The 18,964-nt window shown below is 70.4% G+C and carries 15 protein-coding genes; 6 read left to right on the top strand and 9 right to left on the bottom strand.

Going from position 1 to position 18,964, the window contains the following annotated elements:
* Nucleotides 1–21 precede the first annotated feature (21 nt).
* From pheT to A5713_RS01830, 4 genes are all read right to left on the bottom strand, one after another.
* The gene (gene pheT / locus A5713_RS01815) at nucleotides 22–2,508 is read right to left on the bottom strand and encodes a phenylalanine--tRNA ligase subunit beta (protein ID WP_068091937.1); all 2,487 of its coding nucleotides are present in this window, start codon (nucleotides 2,506–2,508) and stop codon (nucleotides 22–24) included.
* A complete protein-coding gene (gene pheS / locus A5713_RS01820) occupies nucleotides 2,508–3,551 on the bottom strand; it encodes a phenylalanine--tRNA ligase subunit alpha (RefSeq protein WP_067917065.1) in 1,044 nt (347 codons plus the stop codon). Before pheS ends, pheT begins: the two co-directional genes overlap by 1 nt.
* 119 nt (nucleotides 3,552–3,670) lie before the next feature.
* Nucleotides 3,671–4,483, bottom strand: coding sequence for a rhomboid-like protein (locus tag A5713_RS01825; protein ID WP_068091999.1), 813 nt, complete (start codon nucleotides 4,481–4,483; stop codon nucleotides 3,671–3,673).
* A gap of 17 nt (nucleotides 4,484–4,500) precedes the next feature.
* Complete coding sequence (locus tag A5713_RS01830; RefSeq protein ID WP_067917067.1) at nucleotides 4,501–5,415, bottom strand: adenylate/guanylate cyclase domain-containing protein; 915 nt, start codon at nucleotides 5,413–5,415, stop codon at nucleotides 4,501–4,503.
* A gap of 191 nt (nucleotides 5,416–5,606) precedes the next feature.
* On the opposite strand from A5713_RS01830, the gene A5713_RS01835 reads away from it, so the two are divergent.
* On the top strand, nucleotides 5,607–6,662 hold the full coding sequence (locus tag A5713_RS01835; protein WP_068091940.1) for an oxygenase MpaB family protein: 1,056 nt from the start codon (nucleotides 5,607–5,609) through the stop codon (nucleotides 6,660–6,662).
* Here A5713_RS01835 and A5713_RS01840 read toward each other — a convergent pair.
* From A5713_RS01840 to infC, 4 genes are all read right to left on the bottom strand, one after another.
* Entirely contained in the window at nucleotides 6,649–7,440 is a 792-nt protein-coding gene (locus tag A5713_RS01840) for an RNA methyltransferase (protein ID WP_068091942.1), read from the bottom strand. The two genes, A5713_RS01835 and A5713_RS01840, sit on opposite strands and share 14 nt — an antisense overlap.
* Nucleotides 7,441–7,443: 3 nt before the next feature.
* A complete protein-coding gene (rplT, locus tag A5713_RS01845) occupies nucleotides 7,444–7,839 on the bottom strand; it encodes a 50S ribosomal protein L20 (protein ID WP_046184507.1) in 396 nt (131 codons plus the stop codon).
* A gap of 67 nt (nucleotides 7,840–7,906) precedes the next feature.
* Nucleotides 7,907–8,101 (bottom strand): 50S ribosomal protein L35, encoded by a 195-nt coding sequence (rpmI, locus tag A5713_RS01850; RefSeq protein WP_068051530.1) that lies wholly within the window; start codon nucleotides 8,099–8,101, stop codon nucleotides 7,907–7,909.
* A 32-nt stretch (nucleotides 8,102–8,133) separates the two neighbouring features.
* Nucleotides 8,134–8,739, bottom strand: a complete 606-nt coding sequence (infC, locus tag A5713_RS01855) for a translation initiation factor IF-3 (protein ID WP_082972717.1) — start codon at nucleotides 8,737–8,739, stop codon at nucleotides 8,134–8,136.
* Nucleotides 8,740–9,167: 428 nt separating this feature from the next.
* On the opposite strand from infC, the gene lysX reads away from it, so the two are divergent.
* The 5 genes from lysX (at nucleotide 9,168) to A5713_RS01880 (ending at nucleotide 15,950) form a co-directional block, all read left to right on the top strand.
* Nucleotides 9,168–12,521, top strand: a complete 3,354-nt coding sequence (lysX, locus tag A5713_RS01860) for a bifunctional lysylphosphatidylglycerol synthetase/lysine--tRNA ligase LysX (RefSeq protein ID WP_369804351.1) — start codon at nucleotides 9,168–9,170, stop codon at nucleotides 12,519–12,521.
* Nucleotides 12,522–12,597: 76 nt separating this feature from the next.
* Nucleotides 12,598–14,103 (top strand): alpha/beta hydrolase family protein, encoded by a 1,506-nt coding sequence (locus tag A5713_RS01865; protein WP_197516267.1) that lies wholly within the window; start codon nucleotides 12,598–12,600, stop codon nucleotides 14,101–14,103.
* A gap of 6 nt (nucleotides 14,104–14,109) precedes the next feature.
* Nucleotides 14,110–14,535, top strand: a complete 426-nt coding sequence (locus A5713_RS01870) for a DUF6653 family protein (RefSeq protein ID WP_197516268.1) — start codon at nucleotides 14,110–14,112, stop codon at nucleotides 14,533–14,535.
* The gene (locus A5713_RS01875) at nucleotides 14,528–14,761 is read left to right on the top strand and encodes a hypothetical protein (RefSeq protein ID WP_068092005.1); all 234 of its coding nucleotides are present in this window, start codon (nucleotides 14,528–14,530) and stop codon (nucleotides 14,759–14,761) included. Before A5713_RS01870 ends, A5713_RS01875 begins: the two co-directional genes overlap by 8 nt.
* 1 nt (nucleotide 14,762) lies before the next feature.
* Entirely contained in the window at nucleotides 14,763–15,950 is a 1,188-nt protein-coding gene (locus A5713_RS01880; protein WP_068091946.1) for a winged helix DNA-binding domain-containing protein, read from the top strand.
* Nucleotides 15,951–15,955: 5 nt separating this feature from the next.
* On the opposite strand, the gene uvrA is transcribed toward A5713_RS01880, so the two are convergent.
* Nucleotides 15,956–18,859: an excinuclease ABC subunit UvrA gene (gene uvrA, locus A5713_RS01885; RefSeq protein ID WP_068091947.1), complete on the bottom strand. Its 2,904-nt coding sequence runs from the start codon at nucleotides 18,857–18,859 to the stop codon at nucleotides 15,956–15,958.
* Nucleotides 18,860–18,964: the final 105 nt, after the last annotated feature.

The following is an 18,964-nucleotide window of genomic DNA, read 5'->3' on the forward strand; positions in this document are numbered from 1 at the left end:
CAAATCCATTACAAGGGCGGGCTAGGTGCGCAGTTCGGCGCCGACCGCGTCGGCGGCGCGTCGCACCGCGGCGTCGCGGGCCGCGCTGGCGTCGTCCTCGGTCAGCGTGCGGTCCGGCGCGCGAAAGCGCAGGGCGAACGTCAGCGACTTGCGGTCCTCGCCGACCTGCGGGCCGGTGAAGACGTCGAACAGTTGCAGGTCTTCGAGCAACTCGCCGGCGCCCTCCCGGACGGCGTCGGCCACCGCCTGGGCCGGGACGTGGGCCGGCACCACCAGGCTGACGTCCTGGAACACCGCCGGGAACGGCGACACCCGGGGCGCCGGCAGCGCCACCGCGATGGGGATCGCGTCGAGGTTGAGCTCGACGGCGCAGGTGCCCTTCGGCAGTCCGGAGCGCTCGATCACCGCCGGGTGCAGCTGCCCCGCATGTCCGACGACGGTCTCCCCGACGAGCACCTCGGCGCACCGGCCCGGGTGCCACGGCAGGTGCCGGGCGGCCCGCAGGCTCACCTCGACCCCGCTGGCGCGGGCGATGATGCGGGCCGCCTCGAACGCGTCGGCGGCCTCGGCGCGGCGGCCGGGGCCCCACGGGCCGGGGCGTTCGCGAAGGCCCGCCAGGACGGCGGCCACGTGCTGCGGCTGGCGGGGCAACGACGCGTCCAGCTGGGCGATCTCGGTGTCGGTGGGCCGGCGGTGCACGGGGATGGGCTGCACGCCGCGGGTCTGCTCGGTCGGCTGCACCACCTGGGCCAGGGCGTACAGCGCGACGTCCACCAACCCGCGAGACACGTTGCGCACCAACGCCTCCAGCAGGGCGGGCAGCAGCGTGGTGGCCAGGTGCGGGCGGTCGGCCTCGAGCGGGTTGAGCACCTGCGTGGTGGCGCGCCGCGGGTCGTCGGCCGGCAGGCCCCACAAATCGAAGACGCCCGCCGGCAGGAACGGCGTCGGCAGGATCTCGACATACCCGGATTGCGCGAGCGATTTGCCGATGGCGCGGCGACGCTTCTGCACCGCGGTCAGGCCCCGGCCCGCGGGCGCCGCGGGCAGCACCGACGGGATGGCCTCCAGGCCCTCCAGCCGCAGCACCTCCTCGACGAGGTCGGCGGGCTGCAGCAGGTCGGGTCGCCAGCTCGGCGGCGTCACCGTCAGGGTGTCGCCCTCGTCGCTCACCGAAGCCCCGATCTGCGCCAGGCGCCGCGCGGCGGTCCCGGGCGGGTAGGCCACCCCGGCGATCCGGTCGGGCAGTTCGGCGTGGATCCGGATCGGCGGGAGCGACCAGTCGTCGGTCGGCGGGTCGCCCCGCCAGTCGGTCAGCTTCTCCGACACCGCTCCCCCGGCGATCTCGACGAGCAGCGCGGCGCACCGGTCGAGCGCGGCCACCGAGATGGCCGGGTCCACGCCGCGCTCGTAGCGCCGGGCGGCCTCGCTGGGCAGGTGCAGCCGGCGCTGGGTGCGCGAGACGGCGGCGGGGTCCCACACGGCGGCCTCGAGCAGCACGTCGGTGGAGTCGGCGCGCACCTCGGTGCTCGCCGCGCCCATCACGCCGCCGATCGCGGCCGTCGCCCGGTCGTCGACGATGAGCACGTCGGCCGGATCCAGCCGGCGCTCGATGTCGTCGAGGGTGACGACGGTCTCGCCGGCCCGGGCGAACCGCACGCCGAGGCCGCCGGAGATGCGATCGCAGTCGTGCGCGTGCATCGGGTGGCCGAGCTCGAGCATCACGTAGTTGGTGGCGTCCACCGCCGGCGAGGTCGCGCGGACGCCGGCCAGCAGCAGCCGGCGTTGCAGCCACCACGGCGACACCGCGGCGGGGTCGATGCCGGTCACGGGCCGCAGCGCGAAGCGCCGGACACCGGTTTCGGGCTGGACGGCCAGGGGCCAGGCCTCGCCGTTGGCGGGCAAGGGTTTGACGTCCGCGGGGTCGACGAAGTCCAGGTCGTAGGCGCAGGCGACCTCGCGGGCCAGCCCGCGCACCGACATGCAGTAGCCCCGGTCGGGGGTGATCGCCAGGTGGAAGACCACGTCGTCCAGTCCCAGCACCGCGGTGCCGTCGGCGCCCGGCTCTGCGGTTCCGGGCGGCAGCACCAGGATCCCGGAATGGTCTGCGCCCAAACCGAGTTCGGCCGCCGAGCAGATCATGCCGTCGGAATCGCGGCCGTAGGTCTTGCGCCTCGCGATGGCGAACCCGCCGGGCAGCGTGGTCCCGGGCAAGGCCACCACCACCAGGTCGCCGACGGCGAAGTTGGTTGCCCCGCAGACGATGTCGCGCGGCTCGGGCTCGCCGACGTCGACCCGGCAGGCGCGGATGGGCTTCTTGAAGCCGGTGAGCTCCTCGATGGCGGTCACCCGCCCCACGGTCAGCGGGCCGTCGACCGGACCGAGCGCGACCACCTCCTCCACCTCGTGGCCGATCCGCACCAGCGTCTGCTCGAGGTCGGCGGGGCTGACGTCCCAGCCCGGGGCGCCGGCCGCCACCACTTCCCGCAGCCAGCTGTAGGGGATCCGCATCAGGCACCCACCCCGAACGGCAACGAGAACCGCACGTCGCCCTCGACCATGTCACGCATGTCGGGGATGCCGTTGCGGAACTGCAGCGTGCGTTCCAGGCCCATGCCGAAGGCGAAGCCGGAGTACACCTCGGGGTCGATGCCCGCAGCCCGCAACACGTTGGGGTGCACCATGCCGCAGCCGCCCCACTCCACCCAGCCGGCGCCGCCCTTCTTGCCGACGAACCACACGTCGACCTCGGCGGAAGGTTCGGTGAACGGGAAGAAGTGCGGCCGGATGCGGGTGCGCGCCTCGGGCCCGAACTCGGCGCGGGCGAACGCGTCCAGGGTGCCGCGCAGGTGGGCCATGGACAGGCCGCGGTCCACCGCGAGCCCCTCCACCTGGTGGAAGACGGGGGTGTGGGTGGCGTCCAGCTCGTCGGTGCGGAAGGTGCGGCCGATCGAGACGATGTAGACGGGCAGCTCGTGGGCGAGCAGGGTGCGCACCTGTACCGGCGAGGTGTGGGTGCGTAGCAGCTGCCGGGAATCGTCCGGTGCGATGTAGAACGTGTCCTGCTCGCTGCGCGCGGGGTGGTCCGCCGGGAAGTTGAGGGCGTCGAAGTTGAACTGCTCGGTTTCGACCTCCGGCCCCTCCGCCAGCTCCCAGCCCATCGCGATGAAAGTGTCGGCGATGTGCTCGGCCAGGATGGTGATCGGGTGCCGCGCGCCGGGTGGCTGGCGCGTCGACGGCAGGGTGACGTCGATGCTTTCGGCGACCAGCACCGCGGCGTCGCGTTCGGCGCGCAGCGCGGCCAGGCGCTGGTCGTAGCTGCGCTGGACCTCGGTCCGCGCGGAATTGACCCGTTTGCCGGCGTCGGCGCGCTCCCCCTTGGGGACGCCGCCCAACGCCTGACGCGCCAGCGCCAGCGGGGAACGGTCGCCGAGGTGCTCGGTCTTCACCCGCGCGAGCGCGTCCAGATCGCCGGCGAGCGCGATGGCCTCCTGGGCGACGCCGACCGCCTTGGCCAAGGCATCCGGCGACAGGTCGACGGGCTGAGCACCCACGCGGCGACACTCTCCTTGCTGATGAGGGGCTGGGAGGAAGTTGCCCAGCGGCAAGTGCCGATCATAGTGATGCGGTTGGTGCTGCCCGGCGGGCGCTTCGGGGTAAGGCGGCCCGGCGTCTAGCCCGCCGCGACCGGCTGCGCACCGGCCAGGGCGGCGTCGTCCAGCGCCGTGCGCCCGGTGCGCCCGTTGAGGAACTGCACGAGCTTGTGCGCCGCCAACGCGCCCAGGAGGCCGAACGCGGGCGCGCCGGCCATGGTCCCCCAGTGGTGGGCCAGCAGCAGGAATCCGAAGCCCGCGGAGGCGGCCAGCATCAGGATGCGCACCGGCGTCCAATGGATGGGCTGGCGGAACCGGGCGGACACCAACACGCCCAGGACCACCGCGACGGTGTGACCGGCGTCGGTGAAATCGCCGCCGATGATCGCCGAGGCGATGCCGGCCGCCACCCACCAGCCGACCCAGGCGGGCCGCCAGCGCTGGGGAATCACCGCCGTCATCGCTCCGAGCACCGCCAGGGCGCCGTAGCTCATGCCGACGTCGCTGGCCCGGGTGATCGACACCGGCATCCACTCGAACTCGACCGCCGCGGCCAGGGCGGCCGCCACCAGCAGCGTCGCGCCGATGTGCCCGACGAGGAACGCCACGACCAGCCTGATGGTGCGCAGGTGCAGCTCGCCGAGCGCTAGCAGGCAGGTCAGGAAGGGCAGCCAGAAGTAGAGCGGACCGGCGTCGACGACCAGCGCGCTGCCCAACAGGGTGCCCACGTGGCCGTGGGCCAGGTTGTGCAGGTTGGTGCTGGCGCGCTCGACCAGCACGTCGTGGGCGTGCGGGCCGAGCACCAGGATGGCGCAGCTGACGGCAAGCAGCATCGCCACGTAACCCAACGTGAACTGGACCCGGGCGAGCCGGGCAAGGATGCCCCCAAACATTGCCTCCATTATGTCGGCTAGTTTGTTTCGGCGCTGTGATCCGGCGCTGTCAACTCCCTATGAGTCCTCAGACGATATATCGCCAAGTCGGCCGGAACGCCCGTGGTCTTGCCCGCAAACACGGGTTTACGTGCGCGTTTGGCGACAACACCCATCGCGTCCAGTTCGCTTTGGGCGATCAGGTCGAGTGTCGAACCCGACACCATGACCCCGCCCTTGGTGGCGCGTTCCATCACCCGCGCGGCGATGTTCACGTCGACACCGAGCCAGTCCGCCGCCAGCCGCTGGGGCCGACCGGTGTGGATGCCGGCCCGCATCCGCGGGGTGTAACCGGCCACCTCGACCGACTTCAGCGCCTCCTTGGCGGCCAGGACGGCGCGCACCGCGACCGTCGGATCGCCGAAGACGGCCATCAGGCCGTCGCCCATCCGCTTGACGATGTGGCCCCCGGCGTCCAGCAGCGGCGGCTCGACGGCCCGGGCCACCTGGCGCAGCAGCGTGAGCGCCGCCTCGTCCCCCGCCTGCAGGGACCACGACGAGAACCCGACCAGGTCCGTGAAGACCAGCGTCACTTCGGGATTCGCCGGCCGACGGGCAACCGACTCGGTCAGCGCCTGCCACAGCTGCAACACCCCGAGGCTGACCTCCCGCGACACCGCGTCGCGATCCCCGAGCAACCGGTCGGCCGCGCGGGCGGCGGCGCGGGGGCCACCGTCGCCGGCCGTGGACAGCGGGTCGCCGAATTCCGGGTCGCCGGGTAGCAGCCGCCGCGCCCGGCGGATGAAGGCCACGGCGCCGGGGCTGTGATTTCGGCTGTGCAGCCACTGTGTCGCGTTGTGCACCGAGACCGGGGAACGCCGCGGCGGCTCGGATGGCGTCACCGTCGGCGCCCCGGGCTCGCCCGAATCCGAATCGCGACGCGCGACTTCCACCCGGCCAGGTTATTTCCTCCCGCCGCAGGCGGGCAATGAAGGCCGTGCGCTTTGTGTCACAGCTCGCAACGTATCGCCTGATCACGGAGGCGCCACGCGGCTGTTCACGCTCGATAACACCCGCGGGGGCGCACGGCCGAAATCGTAGACAACGTACGTTGTCAAAGTTATCGTGAGCGCAGGAGGCCGAGATGACTGCCATTCCAGCCAAATCCGACGATCCGCTCGGGCCAGATTCCCTGACCTGGAAGTATTTTGGCGACCTGCGCACGGGAATGATGGGCGTCTGGATCGGCGCGATCCAGAACATGTATCCGGAGCTGGGAGCGGGCGTCGAGGAGCATTCGATCCTGTTGCGCGAGCCTCTGCAGCGGGTGGCCCGCTCGGTGTACCCGATCATGGGCGTCGTCTACGACGGTGACCGGGCCGCGGCGACCGGGCGCCAGATCACGAGCTACCACCACACCATCAAGGGCGTCGACGCGACCGGGCGCCGGTACCACGCGCTGAACCCCGAAACGTTCTACTGGGCGCACGCCACCTTCTTCATGCTGGTGATCAAGGTGGCCGAATACTTCTGCGGGGGCCTGACGGAGGCCGAGAAGCGCCAGCTCTTCGACGAGCACGTGCGGTGGTACCGGATGTACGGGATGAGCATGCGGCCGGTGCCCGGCTCCTGGGAGGAGTTCCAGGAGTATTGGGACCGCGTCTGCCGCGAGCAACTGGAGATCAACCAGGCGACCCTGGACATCTTCCGGATCCGGATCCCCAAACCCAAGTTCGTGCTGATGCCCACGCCGATCTGGGACCAGATGTTCAGGCCCCTGGTGGCCGGCCAGCGCTGGATCGCCGCGGGCCTGTTCGAGCCCGCGGTCCGCGAGAAGGCGGGCATGCGCTGGACGCCGGGCGACGAGGTGTTGCTGCGCCTATTCGGCAAGCTCGTCGAGCTGGCCTTCCTGGCGGTTCCCGACGAGATCCGGCTGCACCCGCGCGCGCTGGCCGCCTACCGCCGCGCCGAGGGTCGGCTGCCCACCGACGCGCCGTTGGTCGAGGCGCCGACGTTCATGGGGCCGCCCCGCGACCGGCGCGGGTTGCCGATGCACTACTTCCCTCCCCATTCCCGCCCGGCTCTTCGCTCGCCCCTCGACCCGGCCAAGGCGCTGATGGAGCGTGCCGGCTCGCTGGTGCACGGAACGCTGTCACTGGCGGGTCTGCGGCCCGCCCGGGCGCGCGTCAGGGCCGCGTGAACACGCCCAGCGCCTGAGCGCTCTGGTAGAGGCAGATCGCCGCGGCCGACGCCACGTTCAGGCTCTCCGCACCGCCGGACATCGGGATGCGCATGCGGTGGTCCGCCGCCGCCGCGATTTCGCTTGGCAGTCCCTGTGATTCGGGCCCGAACAACCATGCCGTCGGCCTGGCGAGCAGGTCGGCGGCCTCGTCGAGGCGCGTCTCGCCGTCCACCGTCGTGGCCAGCACCTGCAGTCCGGCATCGCGCACGGCTCGCAGCGCGGCGACTGTGTCCGGCGCGGCGACCACCGGGATGGAGAAGATGCTGCCCGTCGAGGCGCGCAGGCACTTGCCGTTGTACGGGTCGACGCTGTGGCCGCCGAGGATAACGCCTTGGGCGCCCATGGCGTCGGCGATGCGAATGAGCGTGCCCGCGTTGCCCGGCTCGCCGATCTCGACGGCGACGGCGATCAGCCGCGGCGCACCGGCCATGACGTCCGCCAGCCGCGCCGCCGGCATCTCGCAGACCGCCACCAGCCCGGCGGGGGTGACGGTGTCGGACAGCGCCTTCGCGGCCCGCTCACTGACCAGATGGACCGGCGCTTGCTGCGCGCCGAGCAGCGACGCATACCGCTGCCCGGCGGCTTCGGTGACGAAGACGTCGCGCACGAGGCCGCGGGCGGCGGCCGCCTCGACCAGGTTGGGGCCTTCAGCGAGGAACCGCCCCGCGCGGCGGCGGCCGACGTGGCGATGCAGTTTGACCGCCGCGGCGACCCGGGCCGAACGTTCGGTCAGCAGGGGCTAGGCGGCCTCTCCGGAATCCGACGGGGCGTTGACGTCCTCGGGCAGCGCGGCCCGGGCGACGTCGACCAGCGCCGTGAACGCCGCGGGATCGGTGATCGCGATGTCGGCGAGGTTCTTGCGGTCCACCTCGACGCCCGCGGCCTTCAGCCCCTGGATCAGCCGGTTGTAGGTGATGTCGTTGGCGCGAGCCGCCGCGTTGATCCGCGAGATCCACAGTTTCCGGAACTCGCCCTTGCGCGCGCGGCGGTCGCGGTAGGCGTAGTTCAGCGAATGCAGCTGCTGCTCTTTGGCTTTGCGGTAGAGCCGCGAGCGCTGGCCGCGATAGCCCTTCGAGGCCTTGAGAATGCTGCGCCTCTTCTTGTGGGCGTTGACCGCCCGCTTCACGCGTGCCATGGGGGTTCCTACTCTCTAAGTAATGGTCGGGTGCCGGCAGCGGCGCCGGCGCTCGGCTTGTTGAAGGTCAGCCGTTCAGCAGCTTGTTAACCCGCTTGGTGTCGTTGGCCGCCACGGTCGTGCGGCCTTCCAGACGACGGGTCCGGGTGGACGGCTTGTGCTCGAACAGGTGCCGACGGTTCGCTTTCTCGCGAAGGATCTTGCCGGTTCCGGTGCGCCGGAACCGCTTCGAAGCCCCGCTGTGGGTCTTGGCCTTGGGCATGTTTCCTCTACTTCTCGCTAGTCAGTCTCAGGTCAGTTGGGTGAAGGGGTGTCGGCGCCCGCATCGGCGTCCGATGCCGCGCCCTCCCCGGGTCCCTCGGGGTGCCTAGCCCTGGCGCGGGTCTTCGCGCCGCGGTGCGGGGCCAGCACCATCGTCATGTTGCGGCCATCCTGTTTGGCGGACGTTTCGACGAAGCCGTATTCGGCGACGTCGGCGCCCAGCCGCTGCAGCAGGCGGTAGCCCAGTTCGGGCCGTGACTGCTCACGTCCGCGGAACATGATGGTGACCTTCACCTTCGAACCCGCCTCCAGGAAGCGGATCACGTGACCCTTTTTGGTCTCGTAATCGTGATCGTCGATCTTCGGTCGCAGCTTCTGCTCTTTGACGACGGTCTGCTGCTGGTTCCGGCGGGATTCGCGCGCCTTTTGCGCCGCCTCGTATTTGAACTTGCCGTAGTCCATGATCTTGCAGACCGGGGGCCTGGCATTGGGGGCGACTTCGACAAGGTCGAGATCGGCGTCCGCAGCGACGCGCAGTGCGTCTTCGATGCGCACTATGCCTACCTGCTCTCCCCCGGGGCCGATCAATCTGACTTCAGGTACGCGGATGCGCTCGTTGACGCGGGTCTCAGTGCTGATGGGGCCTCCCTTGTTGGGCTTATACGTGTCGTGCCATCACGGCCAGAGCCTGGGTCCGAGTCGGAATGCAGCGGCGGAAACACCACACCACCAGCAGAAAAGCCCCGCACGTAGCAGGGCCCAATGCCGACCGATCACGGCCTGCCATTGGTCAAGCCGCCCGCGTCGCCCGCGGAACAGACATGCGCGATGTCTGTGACCGGACCGCAAAGCCTTGAAAAATTCGTGGCCCGCGGTGGGAGTGGGACTCCACTTAACTGTTCCTGGCCTTCGCCGGGATGGTCGTGGACGCCAGTTTAGCAGCCACGAGGCCGCTTTTCGTACTTCGCCCCCGGCCTCGTTCGGCGGGCGCCGACGCACGTCCGCCACCGGGCGAATTATTGCCGGCCGCTCTTAGCGCTTCGCCAAGCTTTTCACGGACTGAGGGCATATCCTCGCGGTCTGTGACACTCGCTTCCTCTCGTTCGGGGTCCCGTTCGGGACCCCGCGGCCGGTCGCAATCCCGGTATCGCTGGGTACCGGCGGCGGCCGGGTGGATCGTGGGCGTCATCGCGACGGTGTCGCTGCTGGCGAGCGTGTCCCCCGCCATCCGGTGGCTGATCAAGGTCCCACGCGAGTTCATCAACAACTATCTGTTCAACTTCCCCGACACCAGCATCGCGTGGTCGTTCGTGCTCGCGTTGCTGGCCGCGGCGTTGACCGCCCGCAAACGCGTCGCCTGGTTGGTGTTGCTCGGCCAGATGATCCTGGCCGCCGGCCTGAACGTCGCCGACATCGCCGCGGGCGACAACACCGCGGCCGAGACCTTCGGGGAGAACCTCGGGTTCTCGGTGCACATCGTCGCGATCGTGCTGCTGGTGTTGGCGTACCGGGAGTTCTGGGCCAAGGTCCGCAAAGGCGCGCTGGTCAAGGCCGCCGCGGTGCTGGTCGCCGGGGATGTGGTCGGAATCCTGATCTCGTGGGGCCTGGTCGAGTTGTGGCCCGGAACGCTGGCCCGCCAGGACCGCCTCCCCTACGTGGCCAACCGGGTGGTCGGATTCGCCCTGGCCGATCCGGACCTGTTCACCGGCAGGCCGCACGTGTTCCTCAACGCGATCTTCGGCCTGTTCGGCGCGCTGGCGCTGATCCTGGCGACCATCGTGCTGTTCCAGTCCCAGCGCGCCGAGAACGCGCTGACGGGTGAGGACGAGTCGGCCATCCGCGGGCTCCTCGAGCTGTACGGCAAGCACGACTCGCTCGGCTACTTCGCGACGCGCCGCGACAAGTCGGTGGTGTTCGCGCAGAGCGGCCGGGCCGCCATCACCTACCGCGTCGAGGTCGGGGTGTGCCTGGCCAGCGGCGACCCGATCGGCGACCCCCGGGCGTGGCCGCAGGCCATCGACGCCTGGCTGGGGCTGTGCCAGACCTATGGCTGGGCGCCGGGCGTCATGGGGGCCAGCACGCAGGGGGCAAGGGTCTATCGGGAGGCCGGGCTGAACGCGCTCGAGCTGGGCGACGAGGCGATCCTGCGCACCGCGGACTTCCGGCTTTCCGGCCCCGACATGCGCGGTGTGCGCCAGGCCGTGACCCGGGCCCGCCGGGCCGGGCTGACGGTGCGCATCCGGCGGCACCGTGACATCTCGGCCGAGGAGATGGCCGAGACCATCACCCGCGCGGACGCCTGGCGCGACACCCAGACCGAACGCGGCTTCTCCATGGCCCTGGGCCGGCTCGGCGATCCCGCGGACGGGGATTGCCTGCTGGTCGAGGCGATGGACCGCGACGGCGCCGTCGTGGCGATGCTGTCGCTGGTCCCGTGGGGAACCACCGGCGTCTCCCTGGATTTGATGCGCCGCTCCCCGCAATCACCCAACGGCACCATCGAGCTCATGGTCAGCGAGCTCGCCCTGACGGCGGAAACCCTTGGCATCAGCCGTATTTCGCTGAACTTCGCGATGTTCCGCTCGGCATTCGAGCAGGGCGCCCAACTCGGCGCCGGACCGATCGCCCGGTTGTGGCGTGGGCTGCTGCTGTTCTTCTCGCGGTGGTGGCAGCTGGAGACGCTGTACCGCTCGAACATGAAGTACCAACCCGAATGGGTTCCGCGTTACGCCTGCTACGAGGACGCGCGCCTGATCCCCCGGGTCGGCGTCGCCTCGGTGATCGCGGAGGGTTTCCTGGTGCTGCCGTTCACCCGGCGCGATCGGGTGCACACCGGCCATCACCCCGCCGTGCCGCCCAGGCTGGTGGAGTCGGGCCTGCTGCATCACGACGGCTCGGCGCCGGATGTGAGCGAGTTGCAGCAGCAACGCGACGACGCGGAGTTGGAAGAGTCGAGGGCCCGCCTACCCGAACAGGTGCGGGTGCGCCTGGCCAAGCTGAAAATACTGCGACGCAAGGGCATTGACGCCTATCCGGTGGGGTCGCCGCCCAGCCACACCATCGCCCGGGCGCTGGAGGCCGACGACCAGGAGACCATCTCGGTGTCGGGCCGGATCCTGCGGATCCGCGATTACGGCGGGGTGTTGTTCGCGCAGCTGCGGGACTGGTCGGGCGAACTGCAGGTGCTGCTTGACAATTCACGCCTGGAGCAGGGGCGCACCGCGGATTTCACCGCAGCCATCGACCTGGGTGACCTCGTCGAGATGTCCGGGCACATGGGCTTTTCCAAGAACGGCACCCGCTCGCTGATCGTGGGCGACTGGCGGATGATCGGCAAGTGCCTGCGGCCGCTGCCGAACAAGTGGAAGGGGCTGACCGACCCGGAGGCGCGGGTGCGGACCCGCTACGTCGACCTGGCGGTCAATCCGGAGTCCCGCGAGCTGCTCACGGCCCGCAGCAGCGTCCTGCGCTCCGTCCGGGAAACGCTGTTCGCCAAGGGCTTCATCGAGGTTGAGACGCCGATCCTGCAGCAGATCCACGGCGGCGCGACCGCCCGGCCGTTCGTCACCCACATCAACACCTACGACATGGACCTGTTCCTGCGCATCGCTCCGGAGCTGTACCTCAAGCGGTTGTGCGTCGGGGGCGTGGAGCGGGTGTTCGAGCTGGGCCGGGCCTTCCGCAACGAGGGCGTCGACTTCAGCCACAACCCGGAGTTCACGCTGCTGGAGGCCTACCAGGCGCACGCCGACTACAAGGTCTGGATCGACGGCGCCCGCGAGCTCATCCAAAACGCCGCGCAGGCCGCCCACGGCGAGCAGATGGTGCTACGGCCCCGAACCGACGACGGCCACCTCCACCCGGTCGACATCTCCGGCGACTGGCCGGTGAAGACCGTGCACGACGCGGTCTCCGAAGCGCTCGGGGAGCCCATCGATCCCGACACCCCCGTGCCCGTGTTGCGCAAGTTCGCCGACGCCGCCCACATTCCGTATCGGGCGCAGTGGGACGCCGGTGCCGTGGTGCTGGAACTGTACGAGCACCTGGTCGAGGACCGGACCGAGAAACCGACCTTCTACATCGACTTCCCCACGTCCGTTTCGCCGCTGACCCGGCCGCACCGCAGCCGGCGCGGCGTCGCCGAGCGGTGGGACCTTGTGGCGTGGGGCGTCGAGCTGGGGACGGCCTACAGCGAGCTGACGGATCCGGTGGAGCAACGGCGGCGCCTGCAAGCGCAGTCGCTACTGGCCGCCGGCGGCGACCCCGAGGCGATGGAGCTCGACGAGGACTTCCTACAGGCCATGGAGTACGCGATGCCGCCCACCGGCGGGCTGGGCATGGGCATCGATCGGCTCGTCATGCTCATAACCGGCCGCAGCATCCGAGAGACCCTGCCATTCCCGCTGGCCAAGCCCCACTAGCCGGCCCGGGGACGCCCGGCGCGGCCGGGGCGAACATTCGGTGAATATGTTCCAGGCCGGTTAACAATGCATCACAATGAATGCCGTGACCGCGTCGACGACCAACGCCACGGCGCAGTTGCTGGCAAGTAGTCACACGTCGCTGATGCACGGCTGGCTGCCCACCACGATCCAGGCGGTGACCGCGGTCGTGCTGGCGCTGGCCGTCGGCTGGCGGTCGCGGCGGTGGCGGACGGTGTGGTTGCCGGCGGCTGCGCTGGCCGGTGCCGCCGTCGCCTATCTGACGCACTGGTACATCGTGGACCGCGGCATGTCCGACGAGCCCGCGCCGGCCACGCTGTGGCTGTGGATCACGTTGACCGGCGCGGCCCTCGCGGTCCTGATCCTGGGGTGGCGCGGCGCCCGCCGCTGGCGGCGCGGAGCCGGGCTGCTGGCCGTCCCGTTGTGCGCGCTGTGCGCCGCCCTGGTGCTCAACCTGTGGGTGGGCTACTTCCCCACCGTGCAGGCGGCGTGGAACCAGCTCACCTCCGGCCCGCTGCCCGATCAGACCGACCCGGCCACCGTCACCGCCATGGTCGCCAAACGGGCGCGACCACCGCACGGCAGCGTGGTTCCGGTCGTGATCCCTTCCGACGCATCCCATTTCAAGCACCGTGGCGAGCTGGTCTATCTGCCGCCGGAATGGTTCACCAGCAGCCCGCCGCCGGTGCTGCCGACGGTCATGATGATCGGGGGCCAGTTCAACACGCCCGCCGACTGGACGCGCGCCGGCAACGCCGTGAAGACGATCGACGACTTCGCGGCCGCCCATGACGGCAAGGCGCCGGTCCTGGTGTTCGTCGACTCCGGCGGCGCCTTCAACAACGACACCGAATGCGTCAACGGCGTCCGCGGCAACGCCGCCGACCATCTGACCAAAGACGTTGTCCCGTATATGGTTTCCACGTTCGGCGTCAGCCGCGAGCGCACCCGGTGGGGCGCCGCCGGCTGGTCGATGGGCGGAACCTGCGCCGTGGACCTGACCGTCATGCACCCCGACATGTTCAGCGCGTTCGTCGACGTCGCAGGCGACTTCTTCCCGAACGCCGGGAACAAGGCGCAGACCATCGCCCGGCTCTTCGGCGGCAACGCCGACGCGTGGGCGGCGTTCGACCCGACGACGGTGATCAGCCGGCACGGTCCGTACACCGACGTAGCCGGCTGGTTCGCAATCTCCTCCGAAGGGCCGCCGGCGACGCGCCGCGACCTGCCCGGCACCGATATCGGCGCGATCCGTCTCGCCGGCCGGGAGGCCGCCGCCGACCCCGGCAACCAGACGGCGGCCGCCTATTCGCTGTGCGCGCTCGGGCGGGCCAACGGGATCGACTGCGCGGTGCTGCCCCAGCCCGGCAAGCACGATTGGCCGTTCGCGGACCGGGCGTTCGCCGCCGCGCTGCCGTGGCTGGCGGGGCGATTGGGCACGCCGGGAATTCCCCGGACGCCGTTGCCCGGCGCTCGCCCGCCCGCGCTGCCCGGCGCCGCCCCGCCCGCGGCGCCCTCCCCGGTCGTCGTCCCGGCCGACCATTCCCCCGCCCGGCGGTAGGCGCCGGTGCCGTCCGGTGCGCGGGTACGGCGTGCGATCTTCGCGCGGCACTGCAACCCGTGGAGCGCCTGGACCCGTTGGGCCAGCACCCCGCTGATCCTGATCCCGCCGTGGACACGGCGCTGGCGCCATGCGGCTTGGATTGCGTTGTGGCTGGCCGTCAACCCGTTCGTGTTCGGCAGGCCGGCGCACGAGCGGGCCTGGTCGACCCGGGCGATGCTGGGCGAGGAGTTGTGGATCAGCCGTCGCCCCCGGGACGCTGCCCTGGTGATCGGCGCGCTGACGTCGGTGGCCGCGCTGTGTGCCGTTGCCGCCGCCGGCCGGCGTCGGGCGCTGTCGGCGGCGGTCGCGATCGCGGTGCAGATGGCGCTCACACTGGTGTACTGGCAACAGATGGTGCGGTATCTGGAACGGGAGCGTGGCCATGCCTGAGGAACCAACCCCACCCGATCCCGGGTATGACACCTTCGGTGTGCCGACCTTCGAATCGGTCCGCGAGAAGATCGAAGGTCGGTACGCGACGGCGCAGGGCGCCGCGGAGCTCGACGCCGAGTCCGCGGAGGGCCGGTCGGTCGAGGAACAGTACGAGGAGCGCGAACGCGCGGCCGCCGAGCGGTTGAGGCAGATCCGGGAGTCGATGCGCTCCGACGAGCGTTGAGGTGCGCAGATTCACCGTCGACGAGCGGCGTAACCGCTTGGCGCGCAGGCATTTCCTTTCGGCAGGCGACCCACCACCGCTGACGCGGGTGATCGCCGGGCTGGTGGGGCTGCATGCGACCGACCCCGCGACGCCGTATCTGTCGCTGTGGGCGCGCTCCCCCGGCTTTCTGACCGCCGACCTCGAGCTGCAGCTGTACCGGGAACGCGCCGCGGTCAGGCAGCTTGCGATGCGGCGGACGCTGTGGCTGGTCGGCCGCGACGACCTGCCCATGATTCAGTCGGCGTCCAGCGAGCGGGTCGCCGAGAACGAGCGGCGCCGGCTGGCCGCCGACGTGCGCAAGGCCGGTGTGGCCGCCGACGGCGAGCGCTGGCTTGACCGCGCCTGTTCGGCGGTATTGCGCCATCTCGCTGACAGCGGGCCGGCCAGCAGCACCGAGCTGCGGGCCGCGCTGCCCGAGCTGGCCGGGACCTACGACCCGGCTCCCGGAAAGCGCTGGGGCGGCCAGGTTCCGCTCGCCCCGCGGGTGCTGACGGTGCTCTCGGCACGAGCCGAAATCGTGCGCGGGCCGAATGACGGGGCTTGGACCACGTCGCGGCCGCGCTGGGCCAGGACCGGCGACTGGCTCGGCCAGCCCGTCCAGGCCCCACCCCGGCACGCCGCGCAGGCCGACCTGGTCCGCCGTTGGCTGGCGACCTTCGGGCCCGCCACCGTAGCCGACATCAAGTGGTGGCTCGGCAGCACGCTGACCGTGGCCCGGAACGCCCTGAGCGATATCGGGGCGGTGGAAGTCGAGTTGCAGGGCAGCCCCGGCGGCACCGGCTGGGCGTTGCCCGACGACCTCGATCCCGAGCCCGAGGCGGCCCCGTGGTGCGCCCTGCTGCCCGGGCTGGACGCCACCACCATGGGCTGGTTTCAGCGCGAGTGGTACCTCGGTGACCATCGCGATGAGGTGTTCGACCGCAGCGGCAACGCCGGGCCCACCGCGTGGTGGAACGGACGCGTAATGGGCGGCTGGTATCAAGACGACGGCGCGCGCGTCCGGCTGCAGCTCCTCGAGGAGCCCGGCCGCGACGGGCGGCGCGCCCTCCAGCGCCGCGCCGACGAGCTCACCGAGTGGCTGGACGGCGTGCGCATCAACCCCCGCTTCCCGTCGCCGCTGTCGAAAGCCGGCGCCGCCGCGGGCTGATCGGCTCAGGCGGTGACTTTGCGACGCCGACTCGACCGCGGCGGCGGGGCGGCGCGGCCGATGACCTCGGCGAGGAACTTCCCGGTGTAGCTCTCGGGCACCGCGGCGATGTCCTCCGGAGTGCCCTCGGCCACCACGGTTCCGCCCCCGGCCCCGCCCTCGGGCCCCATGTCGACGATCCAGTCCGACGTCTTGATGACGTCCAGGTTGTGTTCGATGACGATGACCGTGTTGCCCTTGTCCACCAGCCCGTTGATCACGGTGAGCAGCTTGCGGATGTCGTCGAAGTGCAGCCCGGTGGTGGGCTCGTCGAGGATGTAGACGGTCCGCCCCGTCGAACGCTTCTGCAGCTCTGCGGCCAGCTTGACGCGCTGGGCCTCACCTCCCGACAGGGTGGGGGCCGGCTGACCCAGCCGGACGTAACCCAGGCCGACGTCGACGAGCGTGCGCAGGTAGCGGTGAATGCCGGTGATCGGCTCGAAGAACTCCGCCGCCTCCTCGATCGACATGTCCAGCACTTCGGAGATCGTCTTGCCCTTGTAGTGCACTTCCAGGGTTTCGCGGTTGTAGCGCGCGCCGTGGCAGACCTCGCAGGGCACGTAGACGTCGGGCAGGAAGTTCATCTCGATCTTGATGGTGCCGTCGCCCGTGCACGCCTCGCAGCGGCCACCCTTGACGTTGAACGAGAACCGGCCCGGTTGGTAGCCACGGACTTTCGCCTCGGTGGTGGCCGCGAACAGGGTGCGGATCTTGTCGAACACTCCGGTGTAGGTGGCCGGGTTGGACCGCGGTGTGCGACCGATCGGCGATTGGTCGACCCGCACCAGCTTGTCCAGGTGGTCCAGACCCGTCACCCGGGTGTGCCGCCCCGGGACCAGCCGGGCACCGTTGAGCCGGTTGGCCAGCACCGTGGCCAGGATGTCGTTGACCAGGGTCGACTTGCCGGAGCCGGACACCCCGGTCACCGAGGTGAGTACGCCCAGCGGGAACGAAACGTCGATGCCGCGCAGGTTGTGCTCGCGGGCGCCGACGACGGTGAGCTGTCGCTTGCGGTCGACCGGACGCCGGATCGCCGGCATCGCAATGGATTCCTTGCCCGACAGGAAGGCACCGGTGATCGAGTCCTTGTTGGCCAGCAGCTCGCTGTAGGTCCCGCTGTGCACAATCTGGCCGCCGTGCTCACCGGCCCGCGGGCCGATGTCGACGATCCAGTCCGCGTGCGCGATGGTGTCCTCGTCGTGTTCGACGACGATCAGCGTGTTGCCCAAATCCCTTAGCCGCGTGAGGGTTTCGATGAGCCGGCGGTTATCCCGCTGATGCAGACCGATCGACGGCTCGTCGAGCACGTACAGCACGCCCACCAGGCCTGACCCGATCTGGGTGGCCAGCCGGATGCGTTGGGCCTCACCTCCGGACAGCGTCGCCGCCGCGCGCGACAGCGACAGGTAATCCAGCCCCACGTCGAGCAGGAAGCCGAGCCGCGACTGGATCTCCTTGAGCACCTGTCCGGCGATCGCCTGCTCGCGGGTGCCCAGGGTGAGCGCGTTCAGAAAGTCCGCGCAGTCCGAGATCGACAGCTCGGAGACCTCGGCGATGGACTTGGCGCCCCGGTCCCCCGCGGACAGCGTCACCGCCAGGATCTCCGGCTTGAGCCGGGTGCCCTCACACTCGGGGCACGGCACGTCGCGCATGAAGCCCTCGTAGCGCTCCTTCATCTGCTCCGATTCGGTCTGCGCCATCTTGCGCTGCAGGAACGCCAGCACGCCCTCGAAATCGGCGTAGTACGAACGGGTTCGGCCGTAGCGGTTGCGGTAGCGCACATGCACCTGGTGGTCGGAGCCCTCGAGGATCGCCTTGCGCGCCTTGGCCGGCAGCTTGCGCCAGGGCGTGTCGACGTCGAAGCCCAGCTCGTCGCCGAGCCCGGCCATCATCCGGGTGAAGTACTCCGCGGTGTGGCCGGTCGACCACGGCGCCACCGCGCCCTCGGCCAGCGTGCGCTCCGGATCGGGCACCACGAGGTCGGGGTCGACCTCCTTGCGGATGCCCAGGCCGGTGCACTCGGGGCACGCGCCGTAGGGCGAGTTGAACGAGAACGACCGCGGCTCCAGGTCGTCGACCGCCAGCGCGTGCCCGTTGGGGCAGGCCAGCTTCTCGGAGAACCGCTGCTCCCGGTTGTGCGCGTCATGCTCGTGGTCGACGAACTCCAGCACCACGATGCCGTCGGCCAGGTTCAGCGCGGTCTCCACCGAATCGGTGAGCCGCTGCTTGGCGCTGGCCTTGACGGTCAGGCGGTCCACCACCACCTCGATGTCGTGCTTCTCCTGCTTCTTCAGCTTTGGCGGATCGGTGAGCGGGTGCACCACGCCGTCGACGCGGACCCGGCTATAGCCCTGCGCGTTCAGCTTCTCGAACAGGTCCGCGAACTCCCCCTTGCGGGTCCGCACCACGGGGGCGAGCACCAGGAACCGGGTGCCTTCCGGCATCGCCAGCACCTGGTCGACGATTTGCTGGGGCGTCTGACGGGCGATCCGCTCGCCGCAGACCGGGCAGTGCGGCGTGCCGGCGCGCGCGTAGAGCAGCCGCAGGTAGTCGTACACCTCGGTGATGGTCCCGACGGTCGAGCGCGGGTTGCGGTTGGTCGACTTCTGGTCGATGGACACCGCCGGCGACAGGCCCTCGATGAAGTCGACGTCCGGCTTGTCCATCTGGCCCAGGAACTGGCGCGCGTAGGCCGACAGCGACTCCACGTACCGGCGCTGCCCCTCGGCGAAAATCGTGTCGAACGCCAGCGACGACTTGCCCGATCCCGACAGCCCGGTGAAGACGATCAGCGCGTCGCGCGGCAGGTCGAGGTCGACGCCCCGCAGGTTGTGTTCGCGGGCGCCCTTGACGATCAGGCGGTCAGCCACGCTGCCCTCTCTCAATGGATCTTTTAGGTGCTGCAGCCGTTGATGCGCACGGCGCATTCCATGCTAGGTGCCCATACCGACAAGCAACGTTTGACCAGTAACGTG

The sequence above is a fragment of the Mycobacterium sp. E2497 genome, from assembly GCF_001668695.1.
Classification (GTDB): Bacteria; Actinomycetota; Actinomycetes; order Mycobacteriales; family Mycobacteriaceae; genus Mycobacterium.

What these genes read in the sequence shown, in the direction of transcription:
- pheT (WP_068091937.1), bottom strand. Translation starts at nt 2,508, where the DNA reads ATGCGGATCCCCTACAGCTGGCTGCGGGAAGTGGTGGCGGCCGGCGCC.
- A5713_RS01825 (WP_068091999.1), bottom strand. Translation starts at nt 4,483, where the DNA reads ATGTTTGGGGGCATCCTTGCCCGGCTCGCCCGGGTCCAGTTCACGTTG.
- A5713_RS01835 (WP_068091940.1), top strand. Translation starts at nt 5,607, where the DNA reads ATGACTGCCATTCCAGCCAAATCCGACGATCCGCTCGGGCCAGATTCC.
- rplT (WP_046184507.1), bottom strand. Translation starts at nt 7,839, where the DNA reads ATGGCACGCGTGAAGCGGGCGGTCAACGCCCACAAGAAGAGGCGCAGC.
- rpmI (WP_068051530.1), bottom strand. Translation starts at nt 8,101, where the DNA reads ATGCCCAAGGCCAAGACCCACAGCGGGGCTTCGAAGCGGTTCCGGCGC.
- A5713_RS01865 (WP_197516267.1), top strand. Translation starts at nt 12,598, where the DNA reads ATGAATGCCGTGACCGCGTCGACGACCAACGCCACGGCGCAGTTGCTG.
- A5713_RS01875 (WP_068092005.1), top strand. Translation starts at nt 14,528, where the DNA reads ATGCCTGAGGAACCAACCCCACCCGATCCCGGGTATGACACCTTCGGT.